General features: G+C 47.8%; 14 protein-coding genes and 1 tRNA gene. 6 read left to right on the top strand and 9 right to left on the bottom strand.

The features are described from left to right. Positions 1-236: 236 nt before the first annotated feature. Positions 237-716, bottom strand: coding sequence for a hypothetical protein (locus EOO49_RS05415; RefSeq protein ID WP_290843497.1), 480 nt, complete (start codon positions 714-716; stop codon positions 237-239). A 686-nt stretch (positions 717-1,402) separates the two neighbouring features. Here EOO49_RS05415 and EOO49_RS05420 point away from each other — a divergent pair. The 4 genes from EOO49_RS05420 (at position 1,403) to EOO49_RS05435 (ending at position 4,479) form a co-directional block, all read left to right on the top strand. Beyond that, a complete protein-coding gene (locus tag EOO49_RS05420; RefSeq protein ID WP_290843499.1) occupies positions 1,403-2,314 on the top strand; it encodes a helix-turn-helix transcriptional regulator in 912 nt (303 codons plus the stop codon). Between the two features lie 88 nt (positions 2,315-2,402). Then, entirely contained in the window at positions 2,403-3,251 is an 849-nt protein-coding gene (locus EOO49_RS05425) for an SDR family oxidoreductase (RefSeq protein ID WP_290843502.1), read from the top strand. Positions 3,252-3,261: 10 nt separating this feature from the next. Further along, on the top strand, positions 3,262-4,152 hold the full coding sequence (locus EOO49_RS05430; protein WP_290843504.1) for an SDR family NAD(P)-dependent oxidoreductase: 891 nt from the start codon (positions 3,262-3,264) through the stop codon (positions 4,150-4,152). Positions 4,153-4,215: 63 nt separating this feature from the next. Then, positions 4,216-4,479, top strand: a complete 264-nt coding sequence (locus EOO49_RS05435) for an Atu4866 domain-containing protein (RefSeq protein ID WP_290843506.1) — start codon at positions 4,216-4,218, stop codon at positions 4,477-4,479. Positions 4,480-4,678: 199 nt separating this feature from the next. Here EOO49_RS05435 and EOO49_RS05440 read toward each other — a convergent pair whose 3' ends face one another. The 8 genes from EOO49_RS05440 to EOO49_RS05475 all read right to left on the bottom strand — a co-directional run bounded on the left by EOO49_RS05440 (position 4,679) and on the right by EOO49_RS05475 (position 9,831). After that, positions 4,679-5,185 carry a DinB family protein gene (locus EOO49_RS05440; protein ID WP_290843508.1) on the bottom strand — a complete coding sequence of 169 codons (507 nt, stop codon included), beginning with the start codon at positions 5,183-5,185 and terminating at the stop codon, positions 4,679-4,681. 86 nt (positions 5,186-5,271) lie between these two features. Next, a complete protein-coding gene (locus tag EOO49_RS05445) occupies positions 5,272-6,123 on the bottom strand; it encodes an AraC family transcriptional regulator (RefSeq protein ID WP_290843510.1) in 852 nt (283 codons plus the stop codon). Between the two features lie 106 nt (positions 6,124-6,229). After that, the gene (locus EOO49_RS05450; protein WP_290843512.1) at positions 6,230-6,775 is read right to left on the bottom strand and encodes a Crp/Fnr family transcriptional regulator; all 546 of its coding nucleotides are present in this window, start codon (positions 6,773-6,775) and stop codon (positions 6,230-6,232) included. A 45-nt stretch (positions 6,776-6,820) separates the two neighbouring features. Further along, a complete protein-coding gene (locus EOO49_RS05455; protein WP_290843514.1) occupies positions 6,821-7,171 on the bottom strand; it encodes a DUF1330 domain-containing protein in 351 nt (116 codons plus the stop codon). A gap of 13 nt (positions 7,172-7,184) precedes the next feature. Further along, entirely contained in the window at positions 7,185-7,580 is a 396-nt protein-coding gene (locus EOO49_RS05460; RefSeq protein WP_290843516.1) for a hypothetical protein, read from the bottom strand. A 445-nt stretch (positions 7,581-8,025) separates the two neighbouring features. Next, positions 8,026-8,280 (bottom strand): hypothetical protein, encoded by a 255-nt coding sequence (locus EOO49_RS05465; protein WP_290843518.1) that lies wholly within the window; start codon positions 8,278-8,280, stop codon positions 8,026-8,028. Between the two features lie 577 nt (positions 8,281-8,857). Next, positions 8,858-8,942: transfer RNA gene (locus EOO49_RS05470), tRNA-Ser, on the bottom strand. Positions 8,943-9,108: 166 nt separating this feature from the next. Beyond that, complete coding sequence (locus EOO49_RS05475; protein WP_290843520.1) at positions 9,109-9,831, bottom strand: helix-turn-helix domain-containing protein; 723 nt, start codon at positions 9,829-9,831, stop codon at positions 9,109-9,111. 398 nt (positions 9,832-10,229) lie between these two features. Between EOO49_RS05475 and EOO49_RS05480 the strand changes: the two genes are divergently transcribed. Both EOO49_RS05480 and EOO49_RS05485 read left to right on the top strand, forming a co-directional pair. Then, the gene (locus EOO49_RS05480) at positions 10,230-17,921 is read left to right on the top strand and encodes a gliding motility-associated C-terminal domain-containing protein (RefSeq protein WP_290843522.1); all 7,692 of its coding nucleotides are present in this window, start codon (positions 10,230-10,232) and stop codon (positions 17,919-17,921) included. A gap of 33 nt (positions 17,922-17,954) precedes the next feature. After that, positions 17,955-18,878, top strand: a complete 924-nt coding sequence (locus tag EOO49_RS05485) for a type IX secretion system membrane protein PorP/SprF (RefSeq protein WP_290843524.1) — start codon at positions 17,955-17,957, stop codon at positions 18,876-18,878. Positions 18,879-18,887 lie beyond the last annotated feature (9 nt).

Raw genomic sequence — 18,887 nt, forward strand, 5'->3', positions numbered from 1 at the left:
TTTCCCTGTACTTCAGGTAGTTTGCGATCGACCGCAGGGACTTTTGGCAGAAGTATCTTGAGCGTGATTACGTATGCTGCGGTGACGAAAGCTTTACATCAAGATAAACCGGATACAACCGGTGTGACGATATTATTTTAGATATAAAAATGCGTTTGTATAGGGTTGGCTAACCTGTTCACTTTCTGTGATGAATTCGCATAATTTCGGTTCAAAGGCAATCGCTGTGTCACAGCCTAAACCTTTTTTATGCTTTCTATGTCAAGCACATCGCTCAGCCTGTCCAGGCTTTTTCTTGCAGATCGACGAAAGAAGAAATATTCGATAAAGAAAAAACGAATCATCAGGAATTGCAGGATGCCCACTATGACAAATAGCAAGGCTTTATCGGGTGTCTTCGAAATTTCAGATATCGTCCCGCCAATTGGCAAAATAAAAACGGCCGAAAACACTATTTTGAATGCCATCTTCAGTTCTACCTTTACACGGCCAACGCCATTATCTATTTTCCCGGAAAGCTTACACAACGCACCGGCGCCAATTTGTGAACTGGTGAGCGTGAAGCGGTTTTGATCAACGCTACCCAGAAAAGACTTTTCAGGTCGATTAGCCGCTGCGACCCTTGACTTTCCGGTTCTTCTTTCAAGCCTTTCCATCGCCTCGACCTGATTGCCGCTCAGTTTAAATTCGTAATCCGTACTTGGAAAAAATTTCATCTATCGCGTGTGATTAAATTACTTTGGAGGGTGGCGTTGCTCCACACTATTGCCATATTATCGTACCGCTTTCAGTTCCTACTACGCCGCTCCCACTTTGTATTGATCGTCACGAAGCTGCGAATCAAACTAGCCGCCTCATCGAGATGTTCTCTGACAAGGGAGTTCGGAATCCTTAAAGTAAGATATCCCCTAACCTACTAAAAAACTGCCGGCGATCGCGTTAAAAAAATAAATCCCTTGCGGTTACAACATTTTACAATTCTTTCTTTATGCTGCAACCGCGATGTAAGCTCTTCGTAAAGTTTTTAACGAACAATTTCACTGATTGCGCCATCAGCCATCGTACTCATTGGTGTGTTTATTAGTTCCACGATACTGTCCCGGATGCCGCCTAACATAGATAACAATTGGTGTTTGGGCTCCGAACGTGCGGCCCAATCCGGAGTTGGCAAATTACCCGAAACGCATAAATCCTAAATCAAAAAAATGCACGTCCTGAAAACCAACATTAATAAGGCACCTAGAAAAGTAATGCTATGAACGAATATATTCAGATGACAATCGCTTAAGGTCGCGACATACTATAGATTTGACTATATAACAATCTGATCAAGATCAATAGCTATTGGGGAATTTCATAAATTTAAACAGAATTGTATTTTACCAATTGTTACTAGAAAAACATGGAGCCATCTCAATCAATAGAGAATTTTTATAAAACAAAAGTGGAAGATATCCCTGCAAACTTAAATGCAGGACTAGAACATTTCAACGTTTTCAGGCTTGATGAATACGCGGGCGTTCACAGCAAACCGGTGCCATACAGCAGGAAAGATTTTTTCAAGGTCAGCCTGATTGTCGGAAAAAACAATATCTACTACGCAGATAAATCAATAGTGATACAGGAGCAGGCAATCTTGTTCGCGAATCCACACATTCCGTACAGCTGGGATTTTATCGATGAAAAACAGACCGGTTTTTTCTGCATATTTTCAAAGGATTTCTTCAATCAGTTCGGTGCGTTCAAAGAGTATCCGATGTTCCAGCCCGATGGCAATCCCATAATCGAAATCAAAAAAGAGCAGATTCCCCTGTTCGAAAGCATCTTCCTGAAAATGTTCCAGGAACTGGATTCCGATTATCCGTTTAAGTATGACGCCATTAGAAACCAGATTTTCGAAATCATACACTTATCATTGAAGCTGCAGCCTACGCTCAAAGCCCCGTCGCAAATGAAATCAAACGGCACCGAGCGTGTATCTTCCTTGTTCATGGATTTGCTGGAGCGCCAATTTCCCATTGAAGACCTGAACCAGACGGTATCTTTTCGTTCACCTTCTGAATTTGCAAATCAACTGAACATCCACGTCAACCATCTTAACAAAGCACTCAAGGAAACAACCGGAAAGACCACCTCCGGGCTGATTTCAGAAAGGATAGTGCAGGAGTCCAAGATCCTGTTGAAGCAAACTACTTGGAACGTCAACGAAATTGCACGCTGCCTTGGGTTCGAAGAGTTGTCGCATTTCATCAATTTCTTCCGGAAAGCCGTCCACAAATCACCAAAAGCCTACCGTCTGGAATCGATTATTTGATTTGTTCAACTTCTCGATTGATTGCTTCAATTCCAGACAGGTACGGTCACAATAACTTTGTTTCATCATTAATTAACAACTTAAAATTATGAAACAAGGTAAAGTTTGGTTTGTCACAGGTGCCTCAAAAGGCCTTGGACTTACACTCGTGAAAAAACTGTTGTCAAAAGGATATCGGGTTGCGGCAACATCCAGGACGGTAGACTCGCTCGTGCAATTGATCGGTCAGCCATCAGAATCGTTTCTGCCTCTCAAGATGAATTTGGTCGACAACCAAGACGTGAAAAACGCCATCCAATCGTGCGTAGCCCACTTCGGGCAAATCGACGTCATCGTGAACAATGCCGGTTACAGCCTTATCGGCACATTGGAAGAACTGACCGACGCCGAAGTGAAAGACAACTTTGAGGTAAACGTTTACGGTTCCCTGAACGTGATTCGCAATGCCGCGCCATTCCTCAGAAAGCAAAAATCCGGACACATCTTCAACATCGCCTCGATTGGCGGTTACGATGGCGGCTATCCGGTCTTCGGGGTCTATTGCTCCACCAAATTCGCAGTTGCGGGATTCACCGAAGCACTTGCCGAGGAGATGAAAGATTTCGACGTGAACGTGACCCTTGTTTACCCGGGCTACTTCCGTACCGAATTCCTTACCGGCGACTCCGTCAAAAGAGCGGCAAACCCCATCGCGGAGTACAAAAGTGCGCGTGAGTCCGAGCAGAATCACCTCAATGAGATCAACGGGAACCAACCGAACGATCCCGAAAAAGGCGTAGAAATCCTCATCGGAATTTCCGAAAAAGAAAGCTCGCCAGTACATCTCTTTCTCGGCAAAGATGCTTACTCCGTCGCCAAACGCAAAATTGGCATTATCCAGAACGACCTCGCCTTTTACGAAGGTCTGGCAACTTCGACCCAGATCGTAAACATCTAGATCTTACAAAATGAAAACTCAAGTAGTACTTATTACAGGTGCGGGCTCCGGCATGGGGTATCACACCGCCTTGACACTTGCCCTCCAGGGCCACATCGTATACGCGGGAATCCGCGATCCGCAAGGAAGGAACATCCAAAAGTCCAGTCGTTTGATCGATGAGGTGGAAAAGAATGGCAAAAACGTCAACATTGTCGACCTTGACATCCACAAAGACGATTCCTGTCGGAGCGCTTTGCAGGTCATAATGGAGAAAGAAGGCACCATAGACGTTATCGTCCACAATGCCGCCCACTTGTTCATCGGCTTTTCCGAAGCGTTTACGCCAGAGCAGTTCACAAGTTCGCTGAACACCAATCTGCTCGGGGCGCACAGGCTCAACAGGGCCGTACTTCCGTACATGCGTAAGCAGCGAAGCGGCCTTATTCTCTACGTGGGCAGCGGTATCACCAACATTACCGCTCCGTTCATGACGCCATACGTGGTAGGGAAAGCGGCGTTGGACGCTTTGGCCGAAAACACGGCCTATGAGATCAGCCAGTTCGGTATCGAAACCACCATCCTGATGCCGGGTGTCTACATGGAAGGCACGTCCCATTTCGCGACGGCCGAGTTCCCGAAAGACGAATCCGTCCTGAAGGACTATGGTTCCTTGCAACAGGATTACGACAATTATGAGCCGGGGCTGCGTAACCTCTTCCGATTCGGGGATGCCCCAATCCAGAGCGTCGCCGACAAAATAGCCGATTTGATAGCGATGCCCAGAGGTGAGAGGCCGTTAAGGGATACCGTGGATTACTCCGACTGGGTAGCCGAACCCGGCAATGGCGTCAGGGAAGCCCTGACCGAGCGGGCCTTCAGGATTATGGGCTACAGCCACTTATTGAGGATCAAGAAGTGACAAGATTTCGGGGTGTTGAGCCCCGAATTCTTTTCGCATTTAATACACTTAAATTTTGAAAGTATGGAAACGACAATGGAAGAAACAAAAGATTACCTGGGAATGTGGGTAACAAAAGACGGATATGTTAAACAGGAACTCTTGCCAAGCAACCGTTACGACGAAGCGCGCGGCACTAAAAAAAGTGCCTATCAGGGCAGCTTTGTCGTCTCGGGGAATCACATCGATTACAAAGACGACACCGGCTTCAGTGCAGATGGCGAGTTCAGGGACGGCGTTTTGTATCACGGCGGCATGATCTTCCTGAAAAAGGATGATGAGCGCTAAAGTTTGGTTGGTCACAGGTGCTTCCAAAGGCCTGGGCCAGGCGCTCGTGAAGTCCGAAATGGAAAAATGGAAGAGATTGTCTTACTCGACCTCTTTTGAAGAGTAAGGTGTTAGCGGGACGGCAAAACGCTTTTACAATACAATTACTGTATCGAGAACCCTTAAACGGTATGCTTTAAGGGTTTTTACTTTCCATGGATTATATTTTAGCATTATAATTGGTAAGATAGTGCGTGGCCAAATCAGTATTGCCCAAACGTACAAAACCTGACGTGCGCAGTAAGGTTACGAGTTGCCCACGATGATAAGTAGAGTGATTGATGATGTGACCGAAAGTTTGCCAAAACGGCATTTGGCCAGTGCCGCCGTGCGAGTATACGAAATTCACCTCTTGTCCGAACTTATCGTCCGGTTGATTTTCTACGTTTTTTTTGAGATCTGCTGAAGCCTTTTGCCAAATGGCGATCAGTTCTTCCTTAGTGCCATTGAACCAAGAAGACAGATAGACAGGCTCGGGAGTAATTGCCCAAAAATCAACCCATATTTTTTCGGCACTCGCAATGTGAATAACGGTTTCCCTGATGCTGCCAAAACTGCTTTCGAGCTTTCGTTCCCATTGCTCGTCGCTGATCTGTGTGATCCAACCTATTGCCCGGTTATTTGCCCAGGCATTGTATTCCGCCAGTTGTAAAAAGTAATCCTTCATGTTTTGCATCGTACTGTTTTTTTAGTAGTACGAAGGTAACCGAGGACACTACTGTCGGCTGATGGGATATCGTTCAGAAAGTGTCGCTAAACGTCCAAACTGGACATTTGATACTGTTTGGGAGTCATCCCGTATCGTTGCTTGAAGGATTGGATAAAACTGGACAGGTTCTCATACCCAAGTTCAACGTAGATCTCACTTGCCGTGAGTTTTTCTTGCCGAAGCAATTTGGCCGCCTTATCCATTCGCTTTTCCAGCAACCATTTACTGGGGCTCGTACCGTAGATGGCGGCGAATCGGCGTTTGAAGGTAGAAAGGCTCATATTGCACAAAAATGCCAGTTCGTCAACGCTTGTCACATCGCCTATATGTGACGTGACCGCTTTCCGTACAATCAATTCCTGGCTAGTTTCATTGGTGGTATTTCGTATCTCCATCAATTTTTCCGGATACTTTCCAGAAATATAGAGCAGCAATTCTTCCAGTTTGGTCTTGCATAATTCGTAATGTACGGCGTCCTTCACCTCAAGTATGGATTCCAGCGATCGCACGAAGTTTTCCAAAAAAGAATCTTTCTCAAACAACAGACAAGCCTTGGCTTTGGTCATGTCAGGCTTTGCGATATTGAAGGGATGGCGCACAAAAAAATCACGCAGCAACTGTCCGTCAAAAAACATCAGTAAGCTGTGATAATCCGCTCCCGCGATTGCTGTTTTTTCCGTCATCAGGCAATTTCCGGCTGTTAACAGTACAAACTGATTTGGCTTCACAGATAACCGCTCCCCTGCAAAGTGAACCGATTTTTCACCTTGTATTAAAAACGTGAACAAATTTTGCTTCAACACGATTTTGGCTTTGACGATCGGATTGTCAGTACGGTACCGAATTATCGATACTGATTCTTTCGCTGATTGGTTTGATGTATCGTGCAGGCTCATAATGACCCGCAAAGTTAGTAGGCTTTTGGCATTTTCAAACGGCTTGCGATCGCATATTCAAAATTCTGATTACCGAAACCGATCTTATGTTTTCCAATCCTCCTAACTATAACTTCTTACTCTTTCGCATCATGCTCAAAAATACAGGCGTTATGCCCAAATAAGTAGCAATGTGTTTTTGGGCGATGCGGTGCTCCAATCCCGGATAAAGTTTCCTGAATTCCAAATATCGATCTTCTGCCGGTTTAGACACACTTGAGGTAATCCTTCGCTGGTAGAGTTCGTAACCGTTCTGGGTAAGGATGCGAAAGAAGCGCTCGAATTTTGGGATTTCGATGAACAGTTCCTCAAGCTGTTGTAAAGACATGTAGTATACCTCTGTGTCTTCAAGGGCCTGTATGGAATTGACGGCGGGTTTCTCTTTGAAAAAGCTGACGATGTCACACGACCACCAATTTTCAGGGTGAAAGGAAATCGTATGCTCATACCCGTTGTCGTCAGTGTAAAGCATGCGCAGGCAGCCGGTTTTTACGAAATAGATATGGCGTTCGACTTCGCCGGGCATCAACAAGAAAGTGCGTTTCGTTACTTTTTTTTCAAGAAGTAACGAAAGCACTTTTTCCTGTTCGGCAAGATTCAGCTTAACGTGCATCGCAAAATTGGACAAAATAAGTTCCTGCATAACGCAATTTACGCATTATGGTTCACTGCGCCTTGTCATAAAAAGTTTAAGGTCGGAAAGCGCGGCCAGTCTGTGAGGTTCGGCAATTCTGTGGTAAGCTTCGCTTTCTGCCACTTTCTTAAAGTCATTCGCATCCGGATACTCCACGATCACGAAGGCATCCCAGTCATCATCTTCAGATCCAAGAATATTGGCAACCACGTCATTGACCATATACACTCTCACGCCTTCCAATCCCAACTCCGCGCAAGCCTGTTCAAAAGCAGGAATATAGGTTTCGAAATAATACTCCCTGTCCTTAAATTTCACAAGGTTGAACATCGATACCGGGCCTTTTCCCGATTCAAAATTTGGCAATGTTATCATAGTTTCTGTTTTTTTAAAAAAAGCCCACAATACGTGTTATAAGGTTCTTATCATCGAATTCGAAATAGTCCATACCCAGAATAGGATAATCATCAGGGCGGATTGCAAGCCAATAAAAACGTCCTTTTTTAAAGTGGATCTCGGGAGGGCCTGAAATTTCCATTGTCCGTTGCCCCATCGATTCATGGGAGCGCAAGATGAGGTCTGTCAAAGCATCGGTTCCGGATACGGTTTCGTTGCGCTTGTCCGCGTAGGTTCCCCTTGGCGCCCAGCATTGATCAATTTTTTCCCGAATCGCATCCGGCTCCCATTCATTCCAGGCGCTGACATAAATGAGGATGCTTTTTTCAATTGTGTTTATATTTTCCATACTGTAAAGTTCATCCATCGTGTCGATAAAAAAGTTCAACCAGTTAAACGTTTTGAAATCGCACTGCCAGTCGCAAGCATTCTGATTTTCAACATTGGTATTGTCAGACCGTGCTCACTCCAAATTACTACAAAGGTTACAGGTTTCAAAAAAGGCTACGATTGTACCGGGATGTAAGTCATATCGCAAAGTTCCACGCGCGCGGCCAACGCACCAGGTTTTTTCTGTCACACTTTTTTGGACAGCACCACCTGTCTCGTGATCAACCATCAAATGCACTGCTTTTTCTACATCCCGGAAAATGCCGTTTTAGAATTTCGCCATTTGTCCGGGATGCTTTGACTTTATTTTGGGGACATCCTTCCAAAACCTTCGCGCCCGCCGGAATTTATCTCCGAAGCAACATCAATGTGGCATTAAATAATCCAATTTCCAACAGCCAATCTTCGGGCAGGAAACTATTTTTTCGAATGGAATATTCTTTTTAGACAGTGACTTTTAGGAGAAATTTTACCCTGTGATCATTTCTAAAACAAAAGAAGAAATAGAAAGTAAAGGTCAGCACAGGTTGTAAAAAAGCAAGGCCAGGGCCTTCAATTGCACAAAATCTGCACGCGAAACCCTGCGCTTGTTGTTGCCCCATGGTAATTTGAGGGTCTGGCAAACCAATTTGTTCGTTATGCTTCAGCGTTCCGTTAGTTCCTTCAGGGAAATAAATTTTGGCAAGAACCAGTTTCATGTCAATGATATTTCGCTGACCGCGTTCGACAATTTCGCTGGATCAACAAGCTTACCTGCGCTACAATCATATCCCTCGCTATTTACAGTGATGCGTTGGAAAAGCGGAACAAGGTCTTTAACGTTGGCTTAGATCTTTTCAAATAAAATAAGGCGGAAATTTTTGTAGCGATCTTTATCTTGATAGTACTAAATTAGTTTTTACTATCAAATCGGGCCAAGATGTTTATTTTCTGAACAGCCTTATCTTACAAGGGCTCCAAAGAAAATAGGTGGAAGTAGCGATCAAATTTTTCCCTCCACCTATTTTTTGGTTTCATTCGATTCCAAATGATTTGTACAAAACAAAAAACCCCGTAAATCCTGCGATTTACGGGGTTTTAAAGTGCTTTAAAAGCATTTCAGCGGAGAAAGAGGGATTACTTCGTGGATCCCAAAAGGAGAATCCTTGCAACAAAAGCCTAACGCTTTGGCAAGCGTTCGCTTTTTTATTTTATGGCCTAAAGGCTCAAGCGGAGCTTGACCTTTCGGCCATAAAATAAAAAAGCCGAAAACTGAAAAGTTTCCGGCTTTTGTTGCGGAGAAAGAGGGATTCGAACCCCCGGACCTGTTACAGTCAACAGTTTTCAAGACTGCCGCAATCGACCACTCTGCCATTTCTCCAATAAGTCTGCCACCGTTTCCGTTAGCGGTTGCAAATATAACAACGCTTTTTTGTTTTGCAAACAATTTTTGGGCAAAAAAATAAAGTATTGCAATTCCTCTTTATAACGACCTAGAAATCAAACGCAAGTCGGGTGAAAAAAAATTCATTTCTTTCGAGAATAGCCTATCGCTTATCTGTAATCTCGTTCTTTTTGATGAAGCTATCGATCTTTTTGAGGCTGTCGTTGATGAAAGTGAACTTGCTTTCTGTATTTACCACATAAGAAAGCACGCCTTTCACCAGCCAAACCTCATCGATTTCCGATTCGTCCAGCACGATGTCGTTATAGAAATCATTCTCGTTCAATAAGTGAAGCTGACCGTTCTTGAATCCTTCGGAAGTCACGCGATTCAGGAAAATCCCTTTCGATTTGGCGACGACGACGGCAACCTTGTTTTGTTTAACGTCCGAAATTGTCGAAGCGCTACATAAAACGAACGAATTCTCGTCGATCAGCGGAAACATATTGTTGCTTACTACCTGAAATGCCATCGAGTTCGCCGCGTCAATAAACGGAAAACTGTATTTGGGAACATTCTCTAACAAAGCTGGTCTGCCAGCTCCGGCTGCATACTGGAACTGCACTTCCTTCGTGATGAGCGGAGTCGATCCTGCGGCATCCGCAAAAGTCTTTTTATTAAGAAAAACCTCATTAAGATCGAGCTCGTACAAATCGCAAATTGAGATTATTGTTTCGTAATCTAGACTATTGCGCTTTTTCCAAGTAGAAATGGTGTTTGGCTTGATGTTAAGAAACTCTGAAAGCTGAATATCAGTCTTGAGTTTCAATAAAAATTTTAAACGATTGATAACATCATTCGCATTTTGTGAGTTTTTTTCTTGCATAATCGCAAAACGTGTGTTATCTTTATCTCAGCAGATAAAAATATGGTTATGAATTCTTGTTAAAATTCAACCATATAAATCGTCGGGGGCTACAATTTATACGCCTGTTGGCCTTAAACAACCCGCAATCGACGGATTAGTTCTGGGTTTCCAAATATCACAATTTGCGACATTATGGAGTTTTGTTTTTGAAATCTCTCGCAGTCTGTAAGTAAGGTGGTATTTAAAAACAGAAACAGCAGTGGACAAATATAAAATTTTTCAAACACCAAACAATTAAACAAAACTTAATTTTTAAAACAATAGACAATGATATAGTTAAAAATACTCTTTGATCCCCACACCTTACTATTAACTTAACATTTTACTTTATGAAATTGAATTCTACATTCCCTAGGATGTACGGGTTCCTGTACATCTTGCTTTTACTTTTACCGATTTTATCCTCACAGAGCGTTACTGCTCAGTCGGTAAGAGTTTACGCTGAGACGATTTCAAGCCAAAGTAATTCCGACAACAATGCGAACGCTGTAGATGGGAACCTCACCACCCATGCACGTGTTCGGGCCAGTTCGGGATTAGCCTTGGGAATCGGGGCCTATTCGGGCCATGTCGAACTCCAGTACGGATCGACGCTACCCGCGAACACAACGTCATTCATCAAGATCAGAACAGACGACAACCTCTTGCCTGCCCTTCTAGGAGGAAGCCTTGGCGGACTTTTGTCGAATGTTTTGGGCGGTGTATTGATCGGAAACCAGGAATTTACGGTACAAGCCAAAAACGACGGCACCGTAATTCTTCAAGGCGACAGCCAGGACATTGGCGAATTTGCGACCAACCGGCTGCGCATCGTGAAAGACAAGAATGGAGATTTCTTCATTGCCATTACACCTGCACAAGCCTACAATCGCATCCGTCTGACGAATCGCCTGGGAAGTCTTGTCGGACTTTTCAACACGAGAAATCTCGACGTGTACGACAGTTTCTACATTTCGAGCGCCGACAATTGCGGACAACCGTCCTACACGTCTTTCAGCGGAAGCGGTATCTCACTCGACTTGCTGCAGATTGCCGGAGCCGGAGTGACCAATCCTGAAAATGCGATAGACGACAGCACGACCAATTTCTCCCAGATGAGTCTCGGAATCCTTGGCGTGGCAGCATCGATCGAGCAAACGGTTTACTTCGACGGCGTTTCCAATGCCAACGACCAATTCAACATCAGGCTCAGATTGAGTCCGTCTTTGTTGGAAGTCGGCGTGGCCAACAGCATCCAATTCATTGCGGCAAACGGTCCGAATACGGTTCAGACCGTGACTTTGGGATCACTGCTCACGCCAGAAGTCCTCGGGCTTTTACAGGCCAACCAGATTGCGACGATTTCACTTCAGACGACACAGCCCGCAAACCGCATCACGGTGCGCTACAACTCGTTGCTGAATGTCCAATTACAGCAAAGTATCGACCTTTTCGGAGTCACTCGCGTACCGAGAATCCCGACAATAACAGATCCGTTCACTTTGAATCCGAGAATTTGCGCCGGAAGCACAGCGACACTCGTGGCAAACACGGCCGCGAACTACGAACTGCAATGGTTTTCTGCGGCACAAGGCGGTACGCCGTTAGCTACGACGCAATCGGGCCAACCTTTCGTTACCCCAGTCCTGAATACTACAACGGCTTATTACGTAGCCGCGGTTCGCACAGGATGTCCGGAACAATCGGCCAGAGTGAGAATCAACGTGAATGTCGTTCCGCTTCCAACGGCCGCTGATATCAATATCGCCTCTCCACTTTCTGCCTGTCAGGGAACTATCACTTTGACGCCTACGACAGCTTTGCCGAATGCGGTTATCCGATACTACACCAGTCAGGCCATGACCCAGGAAATCACGACAGGTTTTGCAGGCACACCGGGCGTAAACTATGTAAAAGACGCAACGACTGGCGCACTTACGATCAGCGGACTTACCGCGGCCAATTCGCCACAAACCTATTATATCGCGCTTCAGGTCGAAGGACTTTGTACGAATGCAGCTGGCACGCTCAAGGAAGTCGTGGTCACGTATTCGGAACAGTTGGTCGTTCAGGCGCAGGCGAATCTTCAAGCTTGCGGATCGGCGAATCTGGCCAATGCCATTTTGAATTTCGATCCGAACAACACTTATCTGTTCTTCAACTCGGCCAACGCTCCAATCACCGCCGAAGTTGCCGCGAACATCACGACCAACGGCACTTATTTCATACAAGCCCAAGGTCCGAACGGCACTTGCGCATCGGCTTTGGCATCGGTCAACGTAACCATCACGCCGCAACCGACGATCAACGTTCCGGCGAATGCCATCGTGACCAACATCGGAAACACGGTGACGCTCAATGCGATTTCCCCAAATGGAACAGTCGTGTGGTACGATCAAAACGGAACGGCTTTGGCCTCTAACGTAACTCCGGCTTTCACTGCCGTGGGCGTTTACACGTTTACAGGAATCGTTACCACGGGAACTTGTACGGCCACGACCACGATCACCGTTACAGTAATCGACGCGACACAATGTCCGCCGTTGACGCAACCGGTTTATGCCACCACCCAAAGTTCGGGTTCGATCATCACTGGCGGCGTTTCCAACGGACCGAATGCCGTCGACCAGAATCTTCAGACCTTCTCGACGATCACGACAGGAATCGGACTGCTTGGCGTAGGAACGACATGGCAGACTTTGCAATGGCCAACCACGATTTCAGGCGGAACGCCAGTTACCGTAAAACTCGGTTCTGAATACAGCGGATTGACGCTTTTGGGCGGATTTTCGGTAGTCGGAACAAAGAGAAACGGAGCGGGAACGCCAATCCAGATCGGGAATCCGCAACCAGTTTCGGGATCGATTCTCGATTTGCTTCCGGGACAGAACACGTTCGAATTCACTTTCGTGCCGGCAAACGGATCAGGACCGCAAGCCTATGACGGCGTAAGGATCATCATCGGCTCAACTGTAAGTTTGGCGCAGAACGCAAAAGTTTTCGAAGCTTACTACGCGACTCCGGCCACTCAGGTTGCCTGCGGTGACGATGCGAGAGACGTACTTTATGGAGTTGTCGACCTTGGAGTGGGCGCTTTGACCTCAACGGTTGGCGTTACGAATCCTTTCCAGGCCATCGACGCGAGCCAGACTACGGCTGCCACGATATTCAGCGGCGTCGGTGTGCTCGCTGCCGCGGAAATGACGGTAGTTTTCAACACGCCATCGGTTCAGGGCGATCAGGTTCGCATCAGGCTTTCAAGACCCGGAACGGTTTTGAGCCTCAGTTTGCTGAACGGACTCACGATCCAGCCGATGTTGGGCAACGCGCCTTCGGGAGCCGCCGCATCTGCTTCTTCCCTACTTTCACTCCAATTGCTCAACGGAGGTCAGGTTGCCGCCGGAACTTTCACGCCAACCGCGCCTTTCGACAGGCTTCGCATAAGATTTGGAGGCGTTGCCGGAGTACTTGAATCCTTGAACGTTCACGACATCGAAAGACTTGCCAATACGCACGTCATCGGTGCCGATCCAACCAATACGATCACTGTGTGCCAAGGTCAGACCATTACGCTTGAAGCCGCTCCGGTCGCTTGTACCAATTTTATCTGGTATGATGCCGAAGTGGGCGGAAACGTCGTGGCGACCGGAAACTCATTCACGATTCCGGCCAACACACCTGCCGGACCTCGCACTTACTGGATTCAGCCCATTCGCTTCGGATGTGCTTTCCTAAGCCGCGGCTCGGTTACGGTAAACGTGACTGCGACCGCTCCGGCAAACGGAATTTCAGCAGTTACGATCAACGGCGGAAGCGAAACCTCGATTTGTGCCGCTGACGGAAACGTGACTTTGGTCGCGACCTTGAACTCGGCTTTGACGATCACCAATCCTGTATTCTACTGGTATTCGTCCAACGGCACGACACAGACTCTGATCGCCGGACAATCGACTGCGACACTTCAATTGACGGGACTTGCACCAGGTTCATACACGTATTTCGTCGGATTCAGTTCAACGGAATATTGCCAAACAGCTCCGGCTGACAGAACGCAGATCAATTTTACGATCTTGCCTGCCTCGACACCTGGAAATATTTCGGTTTCCGATACGGGAATCTGTCTTGACGGAACGGCTACGATCACGCCGTCGAGCTCACTGACAAATCCTGTCTTCACCTACTATTTTACGAACGATACGACCCAACCGATCACAAACGGACTGACCGTGGGCGGCGTGACTTACACGATTTCACCTACAGGCGTTCTCACGATCACAGGTTTGACCGATGCGAACAGTCCTTACACCTATTATGTTGCGGTAACGAGCACTACGACCTGTATCAACCAGGCCGGAAACCTCGAGGCCGTTATCGTGACAGTTGGCGCATTGCCTACTCCGACCACACTTGACGAAACCCAGAATTTCTGCGCGGCCAACAATCCGACAGTCGCTGATTTGCAGGTGAACGAAACCGGCGTCCTTTTTTACGACATGGCCATCGGCGGAACCGTTTTGGCTCCAACGACACCACTTGTCGACGGAAACGTCTATTATGCAACTTTGTCCGACGGCGTCTGCGAAAGCGAAATCCGTCTGGCGATTACCGTGACGATCGGAAATCCTGATACGCCAACCACGACAAATGCCAACCAGAATTTCTGCGCGGCCAACAATCCGACGGTTGCCGATATCCATGTGAACGAAACCGGAGTGGTTTTCTACAATCTTCCAATCGCAGGAACGGCTTTTGATCCAACAACGCCGCTTGTAGCCGGAATTTACTACGCGGCAATCGTCGACGGCACTTGCGAAAGCGAGATCAGATTGGCCATCACGGTCACGATCAGCAATCCAGCTACTCCGACTACCGACGATGCGACACAGACTTTCTGTTCGGGCTTGAATCCGACGGTTGCCGATCTGGCCATCAACCAAACCAACGTGAACGTTTACGACGTTGCCACGGGCGGAACACCTTTGAGTGACACGACACCTTTGGTCACCGGAACTTATTATGTGACTTTGGTGGAAGCCGGAACAGGTTGCGAAAGTTCGGTAAGGCTCGAGATTGCCGTTACGGTTGATTCTGTCGGAACACCGACGACTAACGATGATTCGCAGGATTTCTGTTTCGTGAACAATCCGGTGGTCGCCAATATTCAGGTGAACGAAACCGGAGTGGTTTTCTACGATGCAGCCGATGGCGGAAATGCTTACGATCCGGCAACGCCTTTGATGACAGGAACTTATTATGCGGCCTTGACCAATGGCGTCTGCGAAAGCGATGTGCGCCTTGAGATCGCCGTTACCGTAAACGATCCTGCGCCGCCTACGACCAACAACATGACCCAGACTTTCTGTTTGGCGGACAATCCTACCGTGGCCGATATCCAGGTCAACGAACCGAATGTGGTCGTCTACGGAATTACTGTCGGAACGCCTCTCGATCCATCGACGCCGCTTACGGCCGGTGTTTATTATGTGGCCAATGTCGTAAACGGATGCGAAAGCTCGATCAGACTTGAGATCACGGTCATAATCGACGATCCGGAACTTCCTACGACCGACAGCGCTACGCAAAACTTCTGCGCGGCCAACAATCCGACGGTTGCCAATATCCAAGTGAATGAAACCGGAGTGGTTTTCTACACGAGCGCAACCGGTGGAACGCCGCTTGATCCCACAACGCCGCTTGTCGCCGGAAGCTATTATGCGGCTTTTGGAAACGTGACTTGTTTGAGCGCGACCCGCCTCGAGATAACGGTAACGATCGGGAATCCTGATACGCCTACGACCAACAGTGCAAGCCAGTCTTTCTGTTTGGTAAATAATCCGACGGTGGCCAACATACAGGTCAACGAAACCGGAGTGGTTTTCTACACGACTGCGACAGGCGGAACGGCACTTGATCCTGCGACGCCTTTGACAAACGGAACTTACTATGCGTCCATTTCAGATGGCGTCTGCGAAAGCGGAACACGTCTCGAGATTGCGGTAACAGTAAGTGATCCGGCGGCTCCGACGACGAACGATACGACACAGACTTTCTGTATTGCCGATAATCCGACATTCGGAAATATCCAGGTCAATGCAACCACGGTCGTCTTCTACAACGCAGCGACAGGCGGAACGGCCATCGATCCTGCGACACCTTTGACTGCCGGCACTTATTATGTGGCCAATGTCGAGAACGGATGCGAAAGCTCGGTGCGACTTGAGATTGCCGTTACGATCGACGATCCGGGAACTCCGACGACAAACAGCGCCACGCAAAACTTCTGTCAAGCCAATAATCCGACGGTTGCCGATATTCAAGTGAACGAAGCGAACGTGGTTTTCTTTACTGGCGCAACAGGCGGAACGACACTTGACCCTACGACGCCACTCGTAGCCGGAATTTACTATGCGGCTTTCGGAAACGTGAATTGCCAAAGCGCGACACGTCTCGAGGTTACGGTAACGATCGGAAACCCGAATACGCCTACCACGAACAACGCAAGCCAGAACTTCTGTTTTGCGAACAATCCGACAGTGGCCAACATTCAGGTGAACGAAACCGGAGTGCTTTTCTACACGACAGCAACCGGCGGAACGGCACTTGTTCCTACGACGCCACTTGTAACCGGAACGTATTTTGCGGCCCTTTCAGATGGCGTCTGCGAAAGCGGAATTCGTCTCGAGATCGCGGTTACGGTAGGAAATCCTGCAACGCCAACTACGAACGATGCGACCCAGGAATTCTGTCAAACCGATAATCCGACAGTAGCGAGCATCCAGGTCAACGAAACCGGAGTGGTTTTCTACACGACTGCCACTGGCGGAACGGCTCTTGATCCTACGACGGCTTTGGCCAACGGAACGTATTATGCCGCGATTGCCGCAAACGGTTGCGAAAGTGCAGTGAGATTGGAGATCGCAGTCACGATCGTGAATCCTGCGACGCCAACTACCAACGACAGTTCACAACAATTCTGTCTGGCGAACAATCCGACGGTTGCCGACCTGCAGGTAAACGAACCCAACGTGGTCTTCTACACGACTGCGACAGGCGGAACAGTCCTTACGCCAACAACGCCATTGCAAACCGGAATGTATTATGCCGCTTTGGTGCAAGGCAATTGCGAAAGCTCGGTAAGACTTGCGATCGACGTTATGGTTTCTGGTTCGGGATTGGCGACGATCACTGGCGGCGCTGCGACATCTTGCGTATCTGAACAGGTGACGTACACGACAGAAGCCGGAATGACCAATTATTTCTGGACAGTAGTCGGCGGACAAGTTGTCGCCGGCGGTGGCTCGACAGACAATACGATCACGGTCGAATGGCTGAACATAGGCGTTGGCGCGCTGACTGTGGTTTACACCGATGCGAATTGCGGCAACACCGCGACGGCTATGCTCAATGTGAACGTCAACGTTTGTTCTGACCTTACGATTTCGAAAACGGTTGATGTGTTCAATCCTGGAATCGGCGATCAGGTGACCTTTACGATTACCGTGAACAACGTCGGTTCGAGCAACTTTACCGATGTGCTTGTCAACGAGAATCTGCCATCAGGTTACACTTTGGTGAGTTTCGATACGTCTGCCGGCACTTATGTTCCCGGAACGGGATTGTGGACGATTCCTGCACTCGCTGCAAACACATCGGCTACATTGACTGTGACTGTGACCGTGAATCCTACCGGAAGTTACCTGAACGCGGTGAACATTGCAGATTCCGTTCCTGACGATTCGACTGTACTGAACAATGGAGCCGAGGCTTGGGTAGAACCGATCTGCCTCATCGTGTATAACGAGTTCACTCCGAACGGAGACGGACAGAACGAGACGTTCCGCATCGACTGTATCGAAAACTATCCGAACAACATGCTTCAGGTTTTCAACAGATACGGCGTCATGGTCTACAAACAGCGCGGCTACCTAAACAACTGGGACGGCGTGGCCAACCAGAACGGACCGATCAACCAGGACAAGATGCTTCCTGCCGGAACGTACTACTACACGCTCGAACTCAACGACGGTAGCGGAGTCACGAAATCAGGTTGGATATACATCCTGCGCTAATCAGAAGAAGCCATAAACCAAAAATTTGTAAACATGAGATTCAACATATATACAATCAGTGTGGCATTTTTCCTGATGTTAGCCATTAAGGGAAATGCCCAACAGGATCCGGGTTATACGCAATACATGTACAATCCGCTTGTAATAAACTCCGGATATACCGGATCTACGGGAAGTCTGGAAGCCGTCCTGATTCACCGCTCGCAATGGGTGGGAATCGAGGGCGCGCCCGAAACCCAATCGTTCACGATCCACAGCCCGCTTTCGAATGAGAAACTAGGTCTCGGATTCTCGGCCGTCCAGGACAAACTCGGGCCGTCACGCGACATTTACCTCGATGCGAACTTTTCTTACACCATCGATTTGAGTTACAGCACAAAACTCGCCTTCGGACTCAAAGCCGGGGCGAGAATACTCAACATCGACTGGACCAAAGGACGTTTTTACGACGAGGCCGATGTACTGCTGAACCAGAACATCGACAACAAGTTCATTCCGCAGATTGGTGCCGGTGCTTACCTGTACGGGGAAAAATGGTATGTAGGCGCTTCGGTTCCCAGTTTTATCAAAAGCGACTATTACGATGACATAGCCGAAGAGGTCGATCCCAACCGCCTCCACTTTTATCTCATCGGTGGCTACGTATTCGATCTTTCTGACCAGCTCAAGTTCAAACCCGCCGTCCTGGCGCGTGCCGTGACCGGAGCTCCGGTAGAATTCGATGTTTCGGCCAATTTCATGTTTATGGAAAAGTTCGTGCTTGGCGCGGCTTATCGCTTCGACGATTCGGTTTCGGCCCTTGCCGGATTCCAGATCTCGCGTGATTTCTTCATCGGCTATGCCTACGATTTCACGACGAGCGAGCTCAACAAGTACAACAGAGGCACGCACGAGATCATGCTGCGCTTCCAGATGAACAAGAAAACGACCCAGATCAAATCGCCAAGATTCTTCTAAAACATCCCG

The organism is Flavobacterium sp. (assembly GCF_004295795.1).
In the GTDB taxonomy this organism is placed as follows: Bacteria; Bacteroidota; Bacteroidia; order Flavobacteriales; family Flavobacteriaceae; genus Flavobacterium.

Bases quoted from the DNA above. Each gene is read 5' to 3' on its own strand.
- EOO49_RS05425 (WP_290843502.1), top strand. From the start codon at position 2,403: ATGAAACAAGGTAAAGTTTGGTTTGTCACAGGTGCCTCAAAAGGCCTT.
- EOO49_RS05440 (WP_290843508.1), bottom strand. From the start codon at position 5,185: ATGAAGGATTACTTTTTACAACTGGCGGAATACAATGCCTGGGCAAAT.
- EOO49_RS05475 (WP_290843520.1), bottom strand. From the start codon at position 9,831: ATGCAAGAAAAAAACTCACAAAATGCGAATGATGTTATCAATCGTTTA.
- EOO49_RS05485 (WP_290843524.1), top strand. From the start codon at position 17,955: ATGAGATTCAACATATATACAATCAGTGTGGCATTTTTCCTGATGTTA.
- EOO49_RS05445 (WP_290843510.1), bottom strand. From the start codon at position 6,123: ATGAGCCTGCACGATACATCAAACCAATCAGCGAAAGAATCAGTATCG.
- EOO49_RS05450 (WP_290843512.1), bottom strand. From the start codon at position 6,775: ATGCACGTTAAGCTGAATCTTGCCGAACAGGAAAAAGTGCTTTCGTTA.
- EOO49_RS05420 (WP_290843499.1), top strand. From the start codon at position 1,403: ATGGAGCCATCTCAATCAATAGAGAATTTTTATAAAACAAAAGTGGAA.
- EOO49_RS05455 (WP_290843514.1), bottom strand. From the start codon at position 7,171: ATGATAACATTGCCAAATTTTGAATCGGGAAAAGGCCCGGTATCGATG.
- EOO49_RS05465 (WP_290843518.1), bottom strand. From the start codon at position 8,280: ATGAAACTGGTTCTTGCCAAAATTTATTTCCCTGAAGGAACTAACGGA.
- EOO49_RS05415 (WP_290843497.1), bottom strand. From the start codon at position 716: ATGAAATTTTTTCCAAGTACGGATTACGAATTTAAACTGAGCGGCAAT.
- EOO49_RS05430 (WP_290843504.1), top strand. From the start codon at position 3,262: ATGAAAACTCAAGTAGTACTTATTACAGGTGCGGGCTCCGGCATGGGG.
- EOO49_RS05480 (WP_290843522.1), top strand. From the start codon at position 10,230: ATGTACGGGTTCCTGTACATCTTGCTTTTACTTTTACCGATTTTATCC.
- EOO49_RS05435 (WP_290843506.1), top strand. From the start codon at position 4,216: ATGGAAACGACAATGGAAGAAACAAAAGATTACCTGGGAATGTGGGTA.